The sequence below is a fragment of the Pseudomonas sp. RA_15y_Pfl2_54 genome (genome assembly GCF_963971015.1).
In the GTDB taxonomy this organism is placed as follows: Bacteria; Pseudomonadota; Gammaproteobacteria; order Pseudomonadales; family Pseudomonadaceae; genus Aquipseudomonas; species Aquipseudomonas baetica_A.
In genome coordinates this window covers 1-20,203 of sequence record NZ_CAXAPN010000057.1, presented here as the reverse complement: position 1 = coordinate 20,203, position 20,203 = coordinate 1, and the positions used below count along the sequence as shown (strand labels likewise).

The window sequence follows — 20,203 nt, the reverse complement described above, 5'->3', positions numbered from 1 at the left end:
CCCGCCAGTTGATGGCGCTAATGGGCTGAAAGGCCTTTTTTCGTCTGTTGCCCGCACAAAAACAAACGCCCCGAACAAGTCGGGGCGTTTTGTTGGGCCTTCATCAGTGTGTTTTCACACAGTCTGCTCAGGCCCTTTTGTACTCAAACCGAACTCACTTGGTCAGCCAAGACTCGACCGTTGCGGAGCGGTGCTCAGCTATCCATTCCTTCAGAGTCTTATGATTGCCGCCTTTGGTTTCGACGACTCCACCGGTGTCCGGTTTTTTGTAGACCTTCACCTGGCGAGGCTTGGCAGGTGGCTTACATCTAGCGAGAAATATCTGGCTAATTATTGAGCCGGGCCCATTGGCCCGAAGGATCGCCCCCCCCGTTGACGCCACTTCATACCGCAGCCTGGCTATGGGCAAGCGAAGACGCGAGCGCAGAATACTTTGAACACGACCCCTCTCCTACCGGCCCGCGAGGTCTACCAGATGCTGACGGACGTCGCGCTAGGCAAACGCATCATGATGCGAAGCTCGAGCAAGATCTACCACGGCCTCATACCCGTGGAGATTGATGGATGGCTACTCACACTCTTCAATGACTGTGACACCCTGGACTACTGCGAGTACTGCAGGTCGCCTGATGGTAGAGTCGGGACACTTGAATTTTGGCAGCGCTACGGAGCTGATCCTGTCGAGCTATTGAGCATCGGGGAGCGAGAATAGCTTGAGCGGCTGTTCGCTGGGCTCTGAGCATGCATCCAAAACGGTAGGCGAATGTTTGGCCACTTCAGTCATCTCGAAGCTGCATCCAAGACTCTAGCTATGACATCATTTTCGTCACAGGCGGTTGGCGCTAAGGCTTGGTAAGCTTACTAGGATTCTCAACCTGCAATCCGGGTAAATGCCAATCTGCGATGCAACCACAAATATAAGCGGCCCTGCCCTAACCCACTGCTCAATGTACCAATCGAACAGCCAATGCCTAGCTTTCTAATAGGAGTAAAAAATTGCTGAACCGTCCCGACAAAGACGCGCTCCTTGCAATGCTGGAATCTCAAGTTGAAGAAAAGCTGCAGCACGACCCAGACGCGGTAACGACTTATGCAGCGCTGCGAGAACCTGAGCGGAAGCCCTACATCAGCAAGCGTACAGTCCAGGATAATGCTTTTGACAAAGAGCTTTATCAGATGCGAGCCGATGCTGAAGCCGGAGTAATGCATACGCCTAATCGCGAGCCAGTGGACGGGGAGGCTCCTAGCCTCAGACTTGATGATTACCCGGGCCTGTAAAACGTGCTGCTGAGATCTGCAGGCGGGAACGGCTTGCGGAAGCTATGATCGCGGCAGACGCGTTCAACCAGACCACCGCCGAGCACATCGCTTCCTGAGCATCAGTCGCAATATTTGAAAGCCACTTTTTCTATTGGTACTGCACCGGGTGTGAAGCCAAGAAGTCAGAGCCTATTAACGTTTTGTATTGGCGATGAACCAATTAACCACAGGTTCAACCACGGTGTTATGTTTATGACGACTTCTGAGCAGATACCCGAAATCTTCTCTTGAAACTGCCGGGCCTAAGCGAATCAGCTGACCCTTAGCAACAAACTCCTCGACCAGAATTTCCCAGCCCAGTGTTAGTCCTTTCCCTGCCATGGCAGCATTGAGAAGTAATGGATAATTATTGAACTTGAAACCGCTATCAACGTTCACGCATCCTAGCCCAGCAAGAACCGACCATCGATTCCAGTCCAGCCACCTGGGGTTGCTTGAGTCCATATGTAGCAACGTCAGATTTGTCACTTGATCTTTGGTCAGTTCAGATGATATTCCATTTTTTTTTGCAAAATCCGGACTGCACACAGGAAAAACAGTCTCGGTACTTAGCATCAGCTCAGTATCAAGCTGGAAATTCCTTTGACCAAATACAATATCTATATCTGACTCTTGAACCTCAGGACTTGCTTGAACATCAGTAGCGCTAACGTTAAATTTATAGTTAGGAAATGCACACTCCAACATCTGCATTCGACGAAGCAACCATAGATGCACAAACCCAAAGTTTGCTGAAATATTCAGTGTTGGCCGATAGTTTGAAAGTCTCGCCTGAGTATCTTCAATCGCTGACTTTATGTCTAACAGACTTGGAGCAATATCGCGGTACAAGGCCAGACCAGCACCTGTTGGAACAAGCACCCCGCCAGTCCTATCGAGCAAAAAACCACCTACCAAATCTTCCAGGCTACGAATTTGCTGTGAAACAGCGGGTTGAGTGATACAAAGCTCCTTCGCTGCTGCGGTCATTGACCCCAACCGAACAGTTGCCTCAAAAGCAACTAAAGACTTCATGGCTGGAACTGACCGTTTCGACATCTACCCTCCTCATAAGTTTTTTGCATATAGCGTATAAGATAAACCGCTGTTTCTTCAGAATTTTGAAATTGCTAGCCTCTCCCATGCCCAATGAATAAATAAAAAAGCCTAGCTAATCGTTGCACACCCTTTTTGCATCCTGCCATGCCTAAACCAATTTCACAATAAACGGTTCGCGGAGATGATCTATGCGTAAGCCCTTGCTTTCACTCGTATTTGCCGCTGTTACCCTTCCCTCTCTGAGCGTTACTGCAGCTCAAGATCCCCAGCAATGCCAAGCTATAAGGCTCGCCGATCTCGGCTGGGCTGACAATGCCGCGAATAACGGTCTGACAATGGCTGTCGCCCAAGCCATCGGCTATAAGCCAACGAAGACAATGGTTGCGGTGCCTATTGCCTTGGGTTCAATTCAGAACGGGCAACTTGACGCTTTTCTTGACTACTGGTCGCCTTCTTTGGATCCGACCGTAATGCCTGCTGTGGAAGCAGGAAAACTCCTCAAGTTGATGCCACCCAACCTGACTGGCGCTAAGTACACCTTGGCAGTTCCGGACTACCTTGCGGAGCAAGGCCTTCGAACTTTTCAAGACCTTGCCAAGTTTAAAGATCAGCTCGGCGGAAAAATTTACGGAATTGAGCCTGGAAGCGGTGGCAACAGCTCTTTGAAAAAAATGATCAGCCAAAACCTTTATGGTCTCGGTGATTTTAAAGTGGTCGAGTCCAGCGAAAGTGCGATGCGCATGGAAGTTTCCCGTGCAATTGCTCGCAAGAAGCCGATCGTGTTCCTCGGATGGGCACCACACCCTATGAACATTGATTTCAAAATGACTTACCTGTCAGGTGGCGATGACGTTTTTGGCCCCGATTATGGAGCAGCAACAGTATATACAGTTACAGCGCCAGATTATGCAAAACGCTGCCCTAACGCTGCAAAGTTAATTGGAAACATGAAATTCAACACGGACATGGAAAGTGAAATCATGGTCGGCATCCTAGACAAGAAGGATCCGTTGAAACTGGCAACTGAATGGATTAATAATAATCCAGTCTGGCTTGAAACTTGGCTCAGTGGAGTTTCCACTTTCGATGGAAAAGATGCACTTGAAGCTGCCAAAAAATACTTCGACGAGCAGAAACTAGCTAATCGCGAGTAGGATCAATACTAGAACACTGAAATTCTCGGATCTTCACATGAAAAACGTTGATATTATTTTTAAAGAATCACCCGCGTCCGTTATTTTTCGTAAAGCCGAAATAACACTTGAGGTTCCAGCGCTTTGGCTCAGAGAAAAAACACCTGATGCTGATTCAGCCGACACGCAAACTCAGCAACGGTTATTTGACTCTCACCTCATTGATCCAGAGATCGCTCTAATCAAACTGGAAAAGGTCAACTCTAGCAGCGCCTGGCTAACCTTCAGCGATGGACATCAAGCACTTTATACAGATTCTGAAATTCTGGATAATGCGCTGGATCTGGATTCAGCCTCATCCGCCGAAAGCTGGAAAAGCGACATCAATGTAAAACTGGTAAAACATAACTGGACAGAGCTGAATGATGACGCCAAGTTTCAGGCTTCACTGATTGCCTACCTCAAGTATGGGTTCATCATTCTGACAAATGTGCCGAATAATACAGAGCAGGTGCTCGCTGTTGGATCAAAATTCGGTTACGTGAAGGAAACGAACTTCGGGAAATATTTCGAGGTTTACTCGAAGCCGAGCGCGAATGATCTCGCATATCGTAGTGTGCGACTGGGCCCTCACACCGATAACCCATATCGTGATCCAGTACCAGGCATCCAGTTGCTTCACTGCCTAGTCAATGAGACCTCTGGTGGCCTTTCCACCCTAGTGGACAGCGTCTCTGTCGTAGAGGCGCTCAAGAGAGAGGACTATGAGGGATACAAGCTGCTCAAGGACACTGCAGTTCGATTTCGCTTCGTGGACAAGGGCGTAGAACTGACATCTCGTCGCCCGATGATTAGCGTCGATGACGCCGGCAACACCTTGGGCGTTCATTACAGTCCTCGCTTGGACAGTCTTCCTCTGCTGGAAGACTCCAAGATCAAAGCATTCCACCGTGCACGCAAGCGCTTGGCTGAGTTGTTCAATCACGAGGATTACGAACTCAAGTTCCGCCTCGATGCTGGTGAGCTAATGCTGTTCGACAACAGCCGGGTTCTGCACGGACGAACCAGTTACGACCCATCCGAAGGTCATCGGCACCTGCAAGGTTGCTACATTGACTTTGATGGCCCACGTGAACGCTTCAGTGAAGTGGTGAAGCGACTCAAAATGCTTGAGGAGGCTGCGTAATGGAGCAGGTAGAATTCATCAGAATGAAAGACGGCACGCACGCTGAATATCACTTTCTGGAAAAACTAGAAAGCGACTTCAACAAAGGTTTGCCGGATCGAATACTCGATGCGCTGAATGGGCTGTCATCGACCTTGAGCGGATACAAGGTCGATCGACTGCAACACTCCCTGCAAGCTGCTGCACGGGCTCAGGCAGACGGTGCAGATGAAGAAATGATCGTTGGTGCGTTGATCCATGACCTAGGAGACTTCCTCGCTCCCTACAACCATTCACAGTATGCCGCCTCTATCATCAGGCCTTATGTGAGAGGGGAAGTAACATGGATCCTACATCACCATGGACTGTTTCAGAACTTCTACTACGCCCATTATTTTGGGGGAGACCGGAACGAGCGTGACAGATACAAGGATCACCCTTGCTATAAGTCATGCGTGAATTTTTGCGAACGCTGGGATCAATCTTCATTCGACCCAGACTACCCTACGCCAGGTATTGAACACTTCGCTCCATTGGTGCACAAGATTTTCAGCCGCAAACCATTCGACCCCACTGTACTAAAAGACGAATACCCAATGATGTAATGGCAGGCCCGCTACGCTTTATTTTTTCCGCATAGCGGGCCAGCTGAGCATATAAAAGATCCCGAATACCGCAAATCCACAGGACTCCAGATGCCGGATTATGAGCAAGATCCCGATGTCCGATTGTGAAGGTGTTGCGTAAACGTTTATCTGCCGACCTCCGAGCTGATCCCAACCCAACCCAACCCAACGCAATGCCCCTGTACCGCAGCTTCGATCAACAGTGGATAACTGTTAACGGTCAGCCCTTTGTTAACAATAATTGTATTAACGCTATTCCGGTCAAGCCATTGCCGCCAGGTTTCAGTTCCAGCTCTCATCCTCAAGCTCGAGACCACAAAGATACATTAATGAAAGTGTTTCCTCGCATGGAATCCGCGCTACGCACCGTCACCAAAGATGATTGCTGCGTCTACATCGGTTGCAAGACAATTCTTTTCGACGTCTGAAATCATTAGCCGCGGCCAAGGCGGCCGTTAAATCGGGTATCTCGGCATCATAAGCATATTGCCGATAGCTTGGTCGCATCCTTCGTAAAGGTGCTCTCATCTCCCTTGGTCTGTAGGTCGGTCGTTGCGCTGGCGAGGTTCGCGAGCGCTGTTGCGACCACGTGTTGAAAGTTGTGCCCTAGGGGTAAGACTAACCGAACGATTGGCTCTGATGAATAGCATTACATCTAAACAGCTTTCAAGTGATTGAAACTGCTGACTTATCGCGGCTTGGGCGAGACGTAACTCTGCCCAAACTTCGTGAAACTCAGGTGGCAGCCGATGCCTCGAACGCGATCAACGGATCCAGCGGAGGAAGCTTTCGTCGATAGCTTTCATAAGAATTATTTATCCGAATGCCCAAGGAATGGTTGTTGGTCAGCATAGAAAGATTAGCTTATGTTATTCGAACTATCTGTTCAACTCACTGAACCCCTCAATCTAGGTTCCGCCCCCCACATGGGGCGCAATGCTGGATCGGACAGAGTTGAATGAAGATTTATTCATAAAATCGAGACTGCATCGTAGCGGTAAAGGAGCTTCTTGTCATGTATTTGAAAATCTCGAAAATATCTGACGAAACGGCGTCTATTCGAAGCTTTTACCTGGTTAACGCATCGGCAGAAACGTCGCTGCCGGAGTTCTCGGCTGGATCTCACATTACCGTGCGCGTAACCGATACTATAAGTAGACAGTACTCGTTAGCAAATACCCCTGGCTCGTCGGATCATTATTTGATCTCGGTTCTTAGGGAGCAGGAAGGACGAGGTGGGTCGCAATGGATACATGATAACTGGAAGATCGGAGATACTATAGAAGCAGAAGGCCCTGCCAACAATTTCAGACTCCACGAATCGGCTGGCAAAGTTATTCTTATTGCCGGCGGCATCGGTATTACCCCTATCCTGTCGATGGCGAGACGCCTGCAACAAATCGGATCCAGGTATCATTTATATTATTGCGCGCGCTCAGTCGAGGAAACTGCGCATTATAACTCAATAGTAACTTCAACCCTGCGCGATAATGTAACGTTTATTCATGACAAAGCAACAGAAGATAGGCGCTTAGATGTGTCCAGTCTGGTGAAAGATCGCGAGGAAGATTGCCACGTGTACGTATGCGGCCCACTAGGGCTTGTGGAGGCCGTCAAGAGTGCGGCCCGAGGCTGCTCCCCGGAGACGGTGCACTACGAGTTGTTCGGGGCGGATCCAAGTGCAGTACGATATCACGAAAGCGACTCAGAATTTACGGTAACAATCGGTAGCAGCGGAAAGTCGTTTGCCGTGCCCCCTGGCCAATCAATACTTCAGGTACTGGCCGATAACGGTGTGACGGTACGAACACTATGCGAAGAGGGGTATTGCGGTTCTTGCCTGACCCCGGTGTTGAGCGGCAAGCCGGATCACCGAGACAGTGTTTTAACGCAGACGGAACGAAACTCTGGACAGCTAATTGCCCTATGTTGCTCGCGTGCAAAGTCCGAAAATCTGATCCTAGACTTGTGAATATGAAACGATCCGGTTTAGCTCGCTCGCGTCGCCTGGCCGAGGGACATAGCGTTCTTGTGATTTCCTGCTTTAGCCTGCCGATGGTTGCTGCGATTTTTCATGGATGCCCGTCTGTATTTGCGTTGCTCGCGGTGAGTGCCTCCGACAGGACTCATTCGGTACCGTCGAATCCGGCCAGATGGGCTGACGGTCAGCCGGCAAATAAGGCCAACGCCGCACCGCTCGCCTCCCGACGCCGGCGATAAGGGCCGACATAGATGGCTGATGGCCCCACGGAAAGTAAGCCAGCAACGAAGCCGGTTGTTGCCGCTGTTTCCGCAGTGAACTGCCTATCGATATATTGTTGAGCGTTTTGGGATCAAATGGAAAACGAACCAGCTAGGGAGGTACAGATGTATAGCCCATTTATACCCAAGAGCCTTAAGCGTCCTAACTTTGTTTTTTTGCACCTATCAATCTTTGACAGATGCACACCGCCAATGAGAAGCCCTTAACCAAGGCTGGCAACAAGCATGCGAGTCAGAAAAAATTGCACATCTTATCGTGCAATGCGCAGATCGGCGTTTCAGCAAACGCAAAGAGTATAACTAAACCATGCTGGCCGGAAGATAATACTGCGAAATAACAAAATCAATTCACAACAGAAAAATCAGAAAAACAAATAAATAACTGCCGCCTTTCTCTTAAATTATCTTGAGGAATTTGCACCATGAACGCATTATCTCCAACGTTATTTCTAATCGCTCTTTCAGCGTCTTTCGTCAGCCAAGCTGCGGAGCCAGACCAATGCCGACTGGTTAAATTCGCAGACCCGGGATGGACTGACATTCAAAGTACCACCGCACTCGCCACGACGATCCTGAAAGCACTCGACTACCAAACAAAAGTGACTTCGCTCGGGGTTCCACTTACGTACAAGGCTTTGGCCGAAGGTAAGAATCTGGATGTTTTTTTAGGAACCTGGATTCCGACCATGGAGTCTGAACTGAAATCATATCGGGACGCTGGTACCATCGATACAGTGCGAGTAAACCTGGAAAACGCCAAGTATACGCTGGCAGTGCCTGAAAACCTCTGGAATTCGGGGCTGAAGGACTTCTCGGATATCGCTAAATTTAAAGATGAGCTAGGTCAGAAGATCTACGGGCCAGAAGCCGGTGATGGCGGAAACAATGCGATTCTGAAAGCAATCGATGAAAACGCCTTCGGCTTGAAAGATGCAGGGTTCACCCTAGTAGCCTCCAGTGAGGCAGGAATGCTTTCCCAAGTCGAGCGGGCAGCGAGGCGAAATTCAGGGATTGTGTTCCTAGGCTGGGAACCTCATCCAATGAATAACCGTTTCAAGTTGAAATACTTGACTGGAGGGGATGACTTCTTTGGGCCCAATTTCGGTCAAGCTACGGTGTATACCACTACCCGTAAGGGCTACGTGGATGAGTGTCAGAACGTGGGGCAACTCCTCAAAAACATGAGCTTCAATGTAGATATGGAAAACCGAATCATGGGTTCAATTCTTGAAGACAAAATGGCGCCTCAAGCAGCGGCAATGGCCTGGCTCAAAGCTAATCCTCAGATTCTGAATACATGGCTATCGAGGGTGACAACTAGGGAGGGTGGGTCTGGCTTAGAAGCGGTGAAGGCCAAGTTGCTTTAAGGATTCAGTCAGCATCCAGCGACACGATGAGTAAAGGCGCTCCATGGGTTCGTTCACCGCAATATTGATCTTCGGTTACGACGGCGCGTGTAGGCAATGTCGGGGAGTAGCAATAACGATGGATCGTCACATTATCGAAAAATTCCTACCAGCTCCAACCCGCCCATTTAAAGGGCGGGTTGGCCCACCAAGAAAACCATTCCACCGTGACGGGTGCCAATTTTAGGGCCGGTTCCAGCGGCAGTGGTCTTGCTCATGTCCGGATCCCGCACGACTCCCCTGTCACCTTGGCGAAGAGCCCGCATGACTCCCCACCGAGCAACATCCTTTCGCTCTAGACAGTTCAATGTAAGCGCCCACGCAACATACATTGCATGATTAAACGGGCGCTCACATGTGCGGTAGCCGTTCGGTAATCTCCATAGCACGCTGCGTCGGCAGGCGTGCAAGAACATCCTTCAAGTAAGCATACGAATCATGCCCGTTGAGCTGCGTCGGCTTTATCAAACTCATGATCGCCCCCGCACGTTTACCGCAACGTAGCGATCCGGCAAACAAACAATTCGAGCGTCCCAGTGCCCACTGTCGGATTTAGTTGTCGGGCGGTCAGAAGCGGTTACCCGCGTCCCTCCAAGATCCGTTCATGCGAGTTTCCCAGCACACGGCTCAAGCCTCTACTTGGGCACTTGGTTTTACATCGTCGACGTTGGCAAATCGCACATCCCATGGGCACCGCAGGTAGTTGGTCTCGAGATTGGCGACCGCATCCGTGCTCCGAGACTCAGCTTCACAACATGTCGTCAATGCCATGGTGTGTCTTTGGTGACCGGTGTGAGGCATGCGCAGCAGCGGCCACCTTGCTGTAGAAACACCCGATACAGGTGGCTCGGCCCTTTAGATAGATAAGCATTTGAAATAACGATTTTTCCCCCATCGGCGTATCTCGCGAGGATGGCGACATACCTCCCATCGCCAAAGCATTTCCCACACTGGGTTCTTGCCCGCGATGGAAACGGCACCGACCTCGTGATCAGTCTTCAAACCGGATTGGGCATTTCTCCGCCCCTTCCAGTTTTCTCAACTCCTCCACCACCGGTGGTCTCGCCCCGCGCAGGGTAAGGCTGCGATCCTGCTGCAACAGTCGCCGCGCTTCCTGGTGCAGCATCTCCACACCTGAATAGTCGATGAAGTTGATTTGCTGCGCCTCGATCACTAAACGTACGCCGTGCATCCGTTGCAGGCGCAACTGCAGGTAATGGCTGGCGCCGAAAAAGATCGATCCGCCGACTTGCAGAATGTCTTCATCCCCGTCGCGCCAGTGCTTCACCCGCGGCTGGGAAGTGCGCTTGAGGTAAAAAAACAGCGAAGCCAAAACGCCGGCGTAGATCGCCGTCTGCAGTTCCAGCAGCAGCGTAGCGATACATGTCAGAGCCATCACCACAAACTCCGCGCAGCTGACCCGCAACAGCGCCCGAATCCCGCGAGTGTCCACCAGACCCCAGGCGATCAACAGAATGCTGCCGGCCATGGCGGGGATGGGGATATGCGCGATCACCTTCGCGCCGAAGATGGCAAACAGCGCCACCCACAGCGCCGAAAAAACCCCGGCAAGCGGCGAGCAGGCGCCGGACTCGTAGCTCAGGCCTGAACGGGTGAAGGAACCGGCTGATAGAGAGCCGGAAAAGAACGCCCCCACGATGTTCGATAACCCTTGGGCGCGGACTTCCTGATTGGCATCGAGCAGTTGCTGCGAACGGGCTGACAAGGAACGGGCAATCGACAGGCTTGTCACCAGACCGAGCATCCCGACCGCTACAGCGCTGGGCAGCAGACGCAGGATCAAGTCCATATCCAGCGGCAATGGACTGAAGGGAGGCAGGCGTCCTACGAACGCGCTGACAAGCTTCACATGACCGAACATGGCTGGCCAGAGCCAGACCAGCAGCTCGCTCAGGATCAGGGTGATCAACAGGGTCGGCCAGCGGCGCAGCAACAATTTCAGGATCACGCCCACCGCTACCGTCCCCAGCCCCAACGTGAGGGAGGGTTTATCCACTTCGCCCAGGTGCTTGAACAGCATCAGGAAGCTGCTCATCGCTGTCGCCTCGTTGGTCACGTCGAGTCCCAGCAGGTTCGGCAGTTGACCGATGGCAATCACCACGGCCGCGCCAAGAGTGAAACCCAACACCACCGAGTGTGAGACGAAATTCACCAAGGCACCAAAACGCAGTAACCCCAATAGCCACTGGAAGATACCGGCGAGCAGCGTCAGCAACAGTATCAGCATGACGTAGTCTTCTGACGCGGGAACGGCCAGGGGACTGACGCTGGCGTACAGGACAATGGAGATGGCCGCCGTAGGGCCGCAGATCAGATGCCAGGACGATCCCCACAGGCAGGCAATCAGCACCGGGACGATCGCGGCGTACAAGCCATACTCTGGTGGAAGTCCGGCAATCAGGGCATAGGCAACGGATTGCGGCAAGGCCAGAATTGCACCGCTGAGGCCGACGATCAGGTCTCGGCAGACGCTGGCGCGGGTTTGCCGCGGCAGCCAGGTCAGGAACGGGAAAAGTGAATGGAGGCTGGGGAAGGCCATGGATCCTCTCGGGTGGGTCTGCGTAAGGGTATCAGGACGGCGCGATTATCGTGGCGAGAAGCTTGCTCCCTCGCCACATACAACCCTTACAACTTCGCTTTTACGGCCGGCAACGCGTCCTTCCCATCCACGGTCTTCACGCCATCCAGCCATTTATCCAGCACCGCTGGATTGGCCTTGATCCATTCCATGGCCGCGACGGCATTGCTGATCTTCTTGTTCGCCACCTCCGCCATGATGCTGTTCTCCATGTCCTGGGTGAAGCTCAGGTTGGTCAGCAGTTTGCCAACGTTCGGGCAGGCCTGTGCATATCCGTTGCGGGTCAGGGTGTAGACGCTGCCCGTGTCACCGAAGTATTTCTCGCCACCCTTCAGATAATGCATTTTCAACTGCACGTTCATCGGGTGCGGTGTCCAGCCGAGGAAGGTCACGAACTTCTTCTTTTTCACCGCGCGGGACACTTCGGCCAGCATCGCCTGCTCACTGGACTCAACGAGCTTCCATTGACCCATATCAAAGTCGTTCTTCTTAATCATTTCCTGCAAGGAGATATTGGCCGGAGCGCCCGAGCCAATGCCATAAATCTTCTTCTGGAACTCGTCGGCATGCTTGTTCAAGTCGGTAAAGTCACGCACACCGGCGTCCCAGACGTAATCGGGGACGGCAAGAGTGAACTCGGTGCCTTCGAGGTTTTTTACCAACTGAGTGACATCGCCAGTGGCCACGAACTTGTCGTAAAAGCCCTGTTGCGCTGGCATCCAGTTACCCAGAAAAACGTCAACCTGACCATCCTTGAGCCCGCCATAGATGATCGGTACCGCCAGAGTGTTGACCTTAGCCTTGTAGCCCATGCCGTCCAGCAAAAAACCGGTAATGGCATTGGTCGCGGCAATGTCGCTCCAGCCCGGGTCGGCCATCTTCACGGTGTCGCAGTCTTGCTCGGCGAACGCCGAGGCACTGCCCAGCGCCAGTAGCCCTACCGTCAGGACTATAGAAAACTTTTGCATTGACTTCCCCTTAACATTATTGGTTTTGGCAGGGTTGTGGATAACGTGCTTTGCGCTCCAGATCATCTAGGTCGATATGGTTGCGCATGTACTGCTGACTGGCGTCGACCAGCGGCTGGTGATCCCAGCTCTTCAGCTTGCCGATGGTCAGCGCTTTGGCGACGAAGCGCCGACGACGCTGGCTGGCGAGCACCTGCTGGTGTATCAGCGGAATATTCCATTTGGCACGCGCGTCGGCCAGAAACTCCTCGAACAGCGACCGGTGTTGCGGCGACTGGCTGAGTTCTTCCTGCTCGCGCGGATCGTTGTGCACATCAAAGAGTAGGCAAGGGTCGTCTTCGCTGTAGATGAATTTGTAAGCGCCGCGGCGAATCATCATCAGCGGGCTTATGGTGCCCTCAGCCATGTATTCGCCAAAGACTTCGTCGTGGCCGCCCTGCCCTTGCAGGTGCGAAACCAGTGAGCGCCCGTCCAGAGGCAAACCTGGTTCCAGCGAACCGCCGGCCAATTCGACGAAGGTCGGCAGCAGGTCGGCGGTGGAGACTGCTGCGCTGACCCGGCCGGCGCCAAATTGCCCGGGCGCACTGATCAGCAGAGGTACTCGCGCAGCCATCTCGAACCAATGCATCTTGTACCAGAGCCCACGTTCACCGAGCATGTCACCGTGGTCGCCGGAGAACACGATGATGGTGTCGTCGATCAGGCCCGTATCTTCGAGGGTTTGCAGGAGTTTGCCGACGTTACTGTCGATATAGCTGCATGCACCGAAGTAGGCACGGCGCGCATCGCGGATTTTATCCACAGGCAACGGTTTGTCCCACAGGTCAAACACTTTCAGTAAACGTTGGGAATGCGGGTCAAGTTCGGACTGCGGCGGGGTTTCAGGCAATGGAATGTCGGCATCGTCGTACATATCCCAGAACGCTTTGGGGATGGTGTACGGATCGTGCGGGTGTGTCATCGACACCGTGAGGCAGAACGGCTGGTCGCCGTCTTCGCGGATGTGGTCGAACAGGTATTGCTGGGCCTTGAACACCACCTCTTCATCAAAATCCAGTTGATTGGTACGCACACACGGCCCGGCTTGCAGCACCGACGACATGTTGTGGAACCAGGTAGGACGCACGTCCGGTTCATCCCAGTTCACCGACCAGCCATAGTCGGCGGGATAGATATCGCTGGTCAGGCGCTCTTCATAACCGTGCAACTGGTCTGGGCCGCAAAAGTGCATCTTGCCGGACAATGCCGTGCGGTAACCGAGGCGACGCAAGTGGTGGGCGTACGTCGGTACATCGGCGGGGAAATCGGCCGCGTTGTCATAGCCACCAATCTTGCTCGGCAACTGACCGCTGACCAGGGTAAACCGCGACGGTGCGCACAGCGGGCTGTTGCAGTACGCGGCATCGAACACCACGCCTTCCGCGGCGAGGCGACTCAGATTGGGCAGTTTGATGGGCGAGGAACCGTAGAACGGCAACATTGGCGCGGCCATCTGATCGGCCATGATGAAAAGAATATTTTTGCGCTTCATGTGATTGCGGCATTCCATAGTGAATATTTATGCGAGAGTGCTGCAATCGAGCATGAAGACCATGAAGCTTGAGGTAAAGCCCATACACAGCAATGACTGGGATAAGCACAGCTTATGTATGACGCCCTTGTTAAATTATCTCCAGGCTTACCGCGGGCGTTCGAGGCCGCAGCTAGGCAGAGTAGTTTTACCTCCGCTGCGGTGGCACTCAGCACCACGCAACCGGCTATCAGCCAACAGATCAAACGATTGGAAGATCAACCGGGACGAAGTTGTTTGATCAGATCTATCGCGGCATTGAATTAACCGAATCCGGGGCGCTACTTTCCAGCGGGTGCAAGCAGCTTTGCAGAACATCTTGAAGTTGCTCTGCATCAAACTCGGCATCAGAGCCGTGCCGCACCCTTGGCCAACAGATGCTCCCTTGATTCAAGCGCCGGGCTCCAACCCAAATCCCCACGCCGTCATAGACCAACACTTTCATGCGATTGGCGCGGCGGTTGGCGAACAGATAAGCACAGTGCAGCTTCGCCGCACTGAACATCGCAACAACTAGCGCAAGAGCGGCTTCAGTGCCGGCGCGCATCTCCACGGGTTCGATAGCGAGAGGTTTGCACTGAGGTTGTGGGCAAGAGCGAAAATTGGCAATCGAGGCGTCAGCCTGCGCGCACCCGGCGATAACCTTGGCTTGAAAAGGACTGGAAATAGGAACGGCGCTCCAGTGGCATGGGCATCCGCTTAAAAAGGCTAGAAATGGTGTCCACTTAAATGTAGGTGGACACCATCGCCTTAAGCGTTGGCATTAGGAAGGTGTGCTGTCCGGACTTACAGTTCAATCATTCGTAAGCGTTCCGTAACCGTCCGGCCAAGGCACCTACCGAACTCCAGCATTAAGGGCGATGGTGTCCGCGTATTTTTAAGCGGACACCATCGCCCTTATCGCTAGGACTTTCATGCGCCAACGAAGCTCTTACCCCAAACCATTCAAAGCCCAGGTCGTCCAGGAATGTCTGCAACCCGGAGCGACGATTTCCAGCGTGGCCATCCATCACGGCATCAACGCTAACGTGATCCGCAAGTGGCTACCTGCTTACCGGGATCAATCGCCTGCAACCTTGCCGGCTTTTGTTCCAGTAAAAGCGGTACCAAGGCGAGCAACAGAAGAGATGGTCACCATCTCGCTGCCTCTGGGTGATAAATCCATCACCGTAAAGTGGCCAGCCTCGGATCCGGACGGCTGCGCGTGTTTTATTCGTGGCCTGGCCCAATGATTCGTGTCGATGCCATCTGGCTCGCCACCGAGCCCATGGACATGCGCGCCGGCACTGAGACCGCGTTGGCCAGAGTGGTCGCGGTGTTCGGTGCGGCGAAGCCGCACTGCGCTTATCTCTTTGCCAACCGCCGGGCGAACCGGATGAAAGTCCTGGTGCACGACGGCGTCGGTATCTGGCTGGCGGCGCGGCGCTTGAACCAAGGTAAGTTTCATTGGCCAGGCATCCATCGGGGGACGGAGGTCGAACTCGACCCCGAACAACTTCAGGCACTGGTACTTGGATTGCCCTGGCAACGAGTCGGTGCGGGCGGCGCAATCACATTGCTTTAAACGCTCCTTTCAGCTGTAGCACTCGGGCTGCTTTGGTAAAATCCACGGCATGACTTCCTTGCCCGATCTCGACCAAATGACTCCTGAACAACTGCGCGCACTGGCTGCGCAGTTGATGTCCAAGATCGACACCCAGGACAGAAAGATTCATCGTGATGAGACGATCATCGAGCAACTCACTCACGAAATCGCCATTCTCAAACGCCACAAGTTCGCCAAGCGCAGCGAGCAGATCAGCCCGGCGCAAGGCAGCTTGCTCGATGACCTGCTCAATACCGACCTAGAAGCCATCGAGGCGGAGTTAAAAGCACTTCATCCTGCACCTGCGCAGACAGAACCACGCCAGCAACCCAAGCGTGCACCGTTACCGCCGCAGTTCCCGCGTACCGTGATCCATCACGAGCCAGACAACACCCAATGCACCTGCGGCTGCCAGCTTCAGCGCATCGGCGAAGATGTCAGTGAGAAGCTGGACTACACGCCGGGCGTGTTCACCGTCGAACAGCACGTTCGTGGGAAATGGGCCTGCCGCCAATGCGAAACGCTGATCCAGGCGCCGGTGCCGCCGCAGGTAATCGACAAGGGTATCCCCACGGCGGGCCTGCTGGCCCACGTGATGGTGGCCAAGTTCGCCGACCACCTGCCGCTGTATCGACAGGAAAAGATCTTCGGTCGTGCCGGTCTAGCCATCCCGCGTTCGACACTGGCGCAGTGGGTGGGCCAAACTGGCGTGCAGCTTCAGCCGCTGGTCGATGCGCTGCGCGAAGTGGTGCTGGCCCAGCGCGTGGTTCACGCCGATGAAACGCCGGTAAAAATGCTGGCGCCCGGCGAGAAGAAAACCCACCGCGCCTATGTGTGGGCCTACAGCACGGCGCCGTTTTCGGCACTCAAAGCCGTGGTCTACGACTTCAGCCCCAGCCGTGCCGGCGAACATGCGCGTAACTTCCTGGGCACCTGGAACGGCAAGCTGGTTTGTGACGACTTCGCCGGCTACAAGGCCAGCTTCGAGCTGGGCATCACCGAAATCGGCTGCATGGCCCATGCGCGCCGCAAGTTCTTCGACTTGCATATCGCCAATAAAAGCCAGTTGGCGGAACAGGCTCTTCACTCGATTGGCGGACTGTACGAAGTCGAGCGAAACGCCAAGGAAATGAGCGACGAAGATCGCTGGCGATTACGCCAGGAAACAGCGGTGCCCATCGCCGAAAAACTGCATGAGTGGATGCTGGCCCAACGCGAACTTGTGCCCGAGGGTTCGGCTACGGCCAAGGCTCTGGATTACAGCCTCAAACGCTGGATAGCGCTGACGCGCTACCTGGAAGATGGTGCTGTGCCCATCGACAACAATCAAATCGAGAACCTAATCCGGCCGTGGGCTCTTGGCCGCTCGAATTGGTTGTTCGCAGGCTCGCTACGCAGTGGCAAACGTGCCGCAGCGATCATGAGTTTGATCCAGTCTGCGCGGCTCAATGGGCATGATCCATATGCATACCTGAAGGATGTACTTACACGCCTGCCGACGCAACGGGCGAGTGAGGTTGATCAGTTGTTGCCACATTGGTGGACGCCTACCTAACCACGTAAGTGGATTTAGGTAGGCGCTATTCCGCTAGCTATAGGATCCGAGACGGATCAGATCCAATCTAGCGTCCAGCGGATTCAGCTTTGGCAGAATCTTATCCGATTACCGAAAGGGTCATAAACCTCCAGAACCTGCCCCCATCCCTGCTGGACAATATCCGGACGACCGTATCCGTACCGTTTGCCAAGTAGCTCATCACGAAGCATTTCGATATTTTGCATCGGAACAAATATCGTCGACCCTGGACTGGCATCACCATGATGTTCGGACAAGTGGAGCTGTAACCCGTTTCGATTGATCCCTAAATACAGCGGTAGATCCGCTTCGAATCGGTGCTCAAACTCGACGCTAAAGCCCAGAAAATCAATATAAAACTCGCGGGCCTTGGTTTCGTCAAATATTCGCAATATGGGAATTGCTTTGTCGAATGTTACAGCGGGTTGAGGATTTTCATCCGGAAGCATCGCTGATGCTACGTTCCAGTCCTTATAGCCCAGTTGCTGTGCCACCAGTTCGAGTGCAACGGAGTGCGACACTTCCTGATTGCGCTTCTCCAACGAAGCACGCAGGCTCTTGGCCATCTGTTTGGCTTTCTGGATTGAAGACATTATTTCTCCTGGAGTCGAAGCATTTTGGTGCTCGCCTTGCCAAACCTCGACCATCAAGAGAGATACGATGTGGTTTGTAAAAATATGCTTTCACCTTTCCTTTACGGAGCGAGCGGCTGGCAGCATCGGCCAGCCCTGATAATACACAACCACTAATAAAGGCGAAAGTTTGTGCCAGCAGGCCGCGTAAAATCACGCAAGGTGGGTTAACCGGGCGCATACAGCGTTCCGGGAACACACCTTCCGAACTCCAGCATTAAGGACGATGGTGTCCGCGTATTTTTAAGCGGACGCTATAGCCCTTAACGGCAGGACTTCCAATGCGCCAACGAAGCTCTTATCCCAAATCGTTCAAAGCCCAGGTTGTTCAGGAATGCCTGCAACCAGGCGCGACCATATCCGGCGTCGCCATCAGTCATGGCATCAACGCCAACGTAATTCGAAAGTGGATGCCGCTGTACCGGGATCAGCCACCAGCGGTACTACCTGCTTTTATTCCAGTGAAATCTACGCCAAAACGGCAGACTGAAACGTCGGTGATCATTGATCTACCGTTTGGCGATCAATCGATCACTGTGAAATGGCCAACTTCAGATCCTGAAGGGTGCGCCCGCTTTGTCCGTGGATTCACCCAATGATTCGCATAGATGCCATCTGGCTCGCCACCGAACCCATGGATATGCGTGCAGGCACTGAAACTGCGCTGGCCAAAGTGATTGCGGTGTTCGGTGCGGCGAAGCCGCACTGCGCTTATCTGTTTGCCAATCGCCGTGCTAATCGGATGAAAGTGCTGGTGCACGACGGAATTGGTGTTTGGCTGGCTGCACGCCGGTTGAACCAGGGCAAGTTCTATTGGCCTGGCATTCGGCAAGGCTGCGAAATGGAGCTGGATGCCGAGCAACTTCATGCCTTGGTGCTCGGTTTACCTTGGCAAAGGGTTGGAGCTGGCGGTGCAATCACACTGCTTTAAAAGGCTGTAATTAGCTCCTTGGCCTACTGTCGTAAGCGACCTGCTTTGGTAAAATCCAAGGCATGACTCCCTCGCCCAATCTCGATCACATGACCCCCGATCAACTGCGTGCATTCGCTGCGCAGTTGCTGTCGCAGGTCGACACGATGGGCAAGAAGATCCAGCGGATCGAAACGGTCAACGAACAGCTCACCCACGAAATCGCACTGTTCAAACGCAACAAGTTCGCCAAGCGCAGCGAGCAACTTAGCCCTCATCAGGGCAGCCTGCTCGACGACCTGCTTGATACTGATATCGCAGCAATCGAGGCTGAGTTAAAGGCGGTCAATCCGCCTGCCGCGCCAGCCGAACGGCGTCAGCAGCCCAAGCGTGCGCCGTTGCCGCAGCAGTTTCCACGCACTGTCATCCGCCACGAACCAGAGAGCACCCAGTGCGTGTGCGGCTGCCAGCTTCAGCGCGTCGGCGAAGACGTCAGCGAGAAACTGGATTACACGCCGGGCGTGTTCACGGTCGAGCAACACGTACGTGGAAAATGGGCCTGCCGCGAGTGTGAAACGCTTATCCAGGCGCCGGTACCGGCGCAAGTGATCGACAAAGGCATCCCGACCGCAGGCCTGTTGGCTCATGTGATGGTGGCCAAGTTCGCTGACCATTTGCCGCTATATCGACAAGAGAAAATCTTTGGCCGTGCCGGCCTGGCTATTGCTCGTTCGACACTGGCGCAATGGGTCGGCCAAACCGGCGTGCAGCTCCAGCCGCTTGTCGATGCGTTACGCGAAACGGTACTTGCCCAAGGAGTGATCCACGCTGACGAAACTCCGGTGCAGATGCTCGCGCCGGGCCAGAAGAAGACCCATCGTGCCTACGTTTGGGCTTACTGCACTACACCTTTTTCGCCGCTCAAGGCAGTGGTTTATGACTTCAGCCCGAGCCGTGCGGGCGAACATGCGCGTAACTTCCTTGGTCAGTGGAATGGCAAGTTGGTGTGCGACGATTTCGCCGGCTACAAAGCAAGCTTCCAGCAAGGCACCACTGAAATCGGCTGCATGGCGCATGCCCGCCGCAAGTTCTTCGATCTGCATGCGACCAATAAGAGCCAACTGGCCGAAAAGGCGCTGCACTCGATTGGCGGGTTGTACGAAATCGAACGGCAAGCGCGGGATATGAACGACGAGGATCGCCGGCGAATACGGCAAGAAAAAGCGGCACCGATACTCAATGCACTGCATACCTGGATGCTGGCCCAGCGCGATCTTGTGCCCGAAGGCGGCGTTTTTCAAGGTTGTTGTCGCGTCGCCGTCTAACTATGCCGCTCTTTTCTCGGTCTGCTGCTGCCGATCCGGGTTCAACATCACAGTGCCCATCGGCTCCCAGTTTCTTGTCTGGCCAGAC

At 53.6% G+C, this 20,203-nt stretch carries 18 protein-coding genes and 5 pseudogenes; 14 read left to right on the top strand and 9 right to left on the bottom strand.

From position 1 onward, the window contains the following. Nucleotides 1-154 precede the first annotated feature (154 nt). Nucleotides 155-292 (bottom strand): annotated as a pseudogene (locus tag AACY50_RS27645) (transcriptional regulator); the annotation flags it as partial. A 141-nt stretch (nt 293-433) separates the two neighbouring features. Here AACY50_RS27645 and AACY50_RS27640 point away from each other — a divergent pair. After that, nucleotides 434-712 carry a DUF7693 family protein gene (locus AACY50_RS27640; RefSeq protein WP_339420494.1) on the top strand — a complete coding sequence of 93 codons (279 nt, stop codon included), beginning with the start codon at nt 434-436 and terminating at the stop codon, nt 710-712. A gap of 284 nt (nt 713-996) precedes the next feature. Next, nucleotides 997-1,278 carry a hypothetical protein gene (locus AACY50_RS27635; RefSeq protein ID WP_339420493.1) on the top strand — a complete coding sequence of 94 codons (282 nt, stop codon included), beginning with the start codon at nt 997-999 and terminating at the stop codon, nt 1,276-1,278. Between the two features lie 174 nt (nt 1,279-1,452). Here AACY50_RS27635 and AACY50_RS27630 read toward each other — a convergent pair whose 3' ends face one another. Then, nucleotides 1,453-2,334: a LysR family transcriptional regulator gene (locus AACY50_RS27630; protein ID WP_339420492.1), complete on the bottom strand. Its 882-nt coding sequence runs from the start codon at nt 2,332-2,334 to the stop codon at nt 1,453-1,455. A gap of 212 nt (nt 2,335-2,546) precedes the next feature. Between AACY50_RS27630 and choX (AACY50_RS27625) the strand changes: the two genes are divergently transcribed. Genes choX (AACY50_RS27625) through AACY50_RS27615 form a run of 3 tightly spaced genes read left to right on the top strand, consistent with a single transcriptional unit; the run spans nt 2,547 to nt 5,261 of the window. Next, a complete protein-coding gene (gene choX / locus AACY50_RS27625) occupies nt 2,547-3,512 on the top strand; it encodes a choline ABC transporter substrate-binding protein (RefSeq protein ID WP_339420491.1) in 966 nt (321 codons plus the stop codon). Nucleotides 3,513-3,549: 37 nt separating this feature from the next. Continuing rightward, nucleotides 3,550-4,677, top strand: a complete 1,128-nt coding sequence (locus tag AACY50_RS27620; protein WP_339428414.1) for a TauD/TfdA family dioxygenase — start codon at nt 3,550-3,552, stop codon at nt 4,675-4,677. After that, the gene (locus AACY50_RS27615) at nt 4,677-5,261 is read left to right on the top strand and encodes an HD domain-containing protein (protein ID WP_339420489.1); all 585 of its coding nucleotides are present in this window, start codon (nt 4,677-4,679) and stop codon (nt 5,259-5,261) included. Before AACY50_RS27620 ends, AACY50_RS27615 begins: the two co-directional genes overlap by 1 nt. Before the next feature lie 545 nt (nt 5,262-5,806). Here AACY50_RS27615 and AACY50_RS28895 read toward each other — a convergent pair. Beyond that, entirely contained in the window at nt 5,807-6,028 is a 222-nt protein-coding gene (locus AACY50_RS28895; RefSeq protein ID WP_445261507.1) for a helix-turn-helix domain-containing protein, read from the bottom strand. 269 nt (nt 6,029-6,297) lie between these two features. On the opposite strand from AACY50_RS28895, the gene AACY50_RS27610 reads away from it, so the two are divergent. Continuing rightward, nucleotides 6,298-7,254: a PDR/VanB family oxidoreductase gene (locus AACY50_RS27610; RefSeq protein WP_339420488.1), complete on the top strand. Its 957-nt coding sequence runs from the start codon at nt 6,298-6,300 to the stop codon at nt 7,252-7,254. A gap of 712 nt (nt 7,255-7,966) precedes the next feature. Then, a complete protein-coding gene (choX, locus tag AACY50_RS27605) occupies nt 7,967-8,911 on the top strand; it encodes a choline ABC transporter substrate-binding protein (protein WP_339420487.1) in 945 nt (314 codons plus the stop codon). Nucleotides 8,912-9,301: 390 nt separating this feature from the next. On the opposite strand, the pseudogene AACY50_RS27600 reads toward choX (AACY50_RS27605), so the two are convergent. The 4 genes and pseudogenes from AACY50_RS27600 to betC all read right to left on the bottom strand — a co-directional run. Continuing rightward, nucleotides 9,302-9,502 (bottom strand): annotated as a pseudogene (locus tag AACY50_RS27600) (transposase domain-containing protein); the annotation flags it as partial. A gap of 439 nt (nt 9,503-9,941) precedes the next feature. Further along, complete coding sequence (locus AACY50_RS27595) at nt 9,942-11,510, bottom strand: SulP family inorganic anion transporter (RefSeq protein ID WP_339464993.1); 1,569 nt, start codon at nt 11,508-11,510, stop codon at nt 9,942-9,944. Nucleotides 11,511-11,596: 86 nt separating this feature from the next. Beyond that, complete coding sequence (choX, locus tag AACY50_RS27590; RefSeq protein ID WP_339464994.1) at nt 11,597-12,517, bottom strand: choline ABC transporter substrate-binding protein; 921 nt, start codon at nt 12,515-12,517, stop codon at nt 11,597-11,599. Nucleotides 12,518-12,533: 16 nt separating this feature from the next. Next, a complete protein-coding gene (gene betC / locus AACY50_RS27585) occupies nt 12,534-14,048 on the bottom strand; it encodes a choline-sulfatase (RefSeq protein WP_339539745.1) in 1,515 nt (504 codons plus the stop codon). A gap of 114 nt (nt 14,049-14,162) precedes the next feature. On the opposite strand from betC, the pseudogene AACY50_RS27580 reads away from it, so the two are divergent. Beyond that, nucleotides 14,163-14,406: pseudogene (locus AACY50_RS27580) on the top strand (LysR family transcriptional regulator); the annotation flags it as partial. Between the two features lie 48 nt (nt 14,407-14,454). Here AACY50_RS27580 and tnpB (AACY50_RS27575) read toward each other — a convergent pair. Next, a pseudogene (gene tnpB / locus AACY50_RS27575) lies at nt 14,455-14,634 on the bottom strand (IS66 family insertion sequence element accessory protein TnpB); the annotation flags it as partial. 367 nt (nt 14,635-15,001) lie between these two features. Here tnpB (AACY50_RS27575) and tnpA (AACY50_RS27570) point away from each other — a divergent pair. Genes tnpA (AACY50_RS27570) through tnpC (AACY50_RS27560) form a run of 3 tightly spaced genes read left to right on the top strand, consistent with a single transcriptional unit; the run spans nt 15,002 to nt 17,227 of the window. Next, entirely contained in the window at nt 15,002-15,319 is a 318-nt protein-coding gene (tnpA, locus tag AACY50_RS27570; protein WP_098950582.1) for an IS66-like element accessory protein TnpA, read from the top strand. Continuing rightward, nucleotides 15,316-15,651, top strand: a complete 336-nt coding sequence (gene tnpB / locus AACY50_RS27565; protein ID WP_177009613.1) for an IS66 family insertion sequence element accessory protein TnpB — start codon at nt 15,316-15,318, stop codon at nt 15,649-15,651. The genes tnpA (AACY50_RS27570) and tnpB (AACY50_RS27565) overlap by 4 nt, the downstream gene beginning before the upstream one ends. A gap of 49 nt (nt 15,652-15,700) precedes the next feature. Continuing rightward, nucleotides 15,701-17,227, top strand: a complete 1,527-nt coding sequence (tnpC, locus tag AACY50_RS27560) for an IS66 family transposase (RefSeq protein ID WP_339436557.1) — start codon at nt 15,701-15,703, stop codon at nt 17,225-17,227. Nucleotides 17,228-17,310: 83 nt separating this feature from the next. On the opposite strand, the gene AACY50_RS27555 is transcribed toward tnpC (AACY50_RS27560), so the two are convergent. Then, entirely contained in the window at nt 17,311-17,841 is a 531-nt protein-coding gene (locus AACY50_RS27555; protein ID WP_145187290.1) for a glyoxalase superfamily protein, read from the bottom strand. Nucleotides 17,842-18,161: 320 nt separating this feature from the next. Here AACY50_RS27555 and tnpA (AACY50_RS27550) point away from each other — a divergent pair, with 320 nt between their 5' ends. The 3 genes and pseudogenes from tnpA (AACY50_RS27550) to tnpC (AACY50_RS27540) form a co-directional block, all read left to right on the top strand. Continuing rightward, a complete protein-coding gene (gene tnpA, locus AACY50_RS27550) occupies nt 18,162-18,479 on the top strand; it encodes an IS66-like element accessory protein TnpA (RefSeq protein WP_339539741.1) in 318 nt (105 codons plus the stop codon). Continuing rightward, complete coding sequence (gene tnpB / locus AACY50_RS27545; RefSeq protein ID WP_339464999.1) at nt 18,476-18,811, top strand: IS66 family insertion sequence element accessory protein TnpB; 336 nt, start codon at nt 18,476-18,478, stop codon at nt 18,809-18,811. The genes tnpA (AACY50_RS27550) and tnpB (AACY50_RS27545) overlap by 4 nt, the downstream gene beginning before the upstream one ends. Before the next feature lie 62 nt (nt 18,812-18,873). Beyond that, nucleotides 18,874-20,079: pseudogene (gene tnpC, locus AACY50_RS27540) on the top strand (IS66 family transposase); the annotation flags it as partial. Between the last annotated feature and the right edge of the window lie 124 nt (nt 20,080-20,203).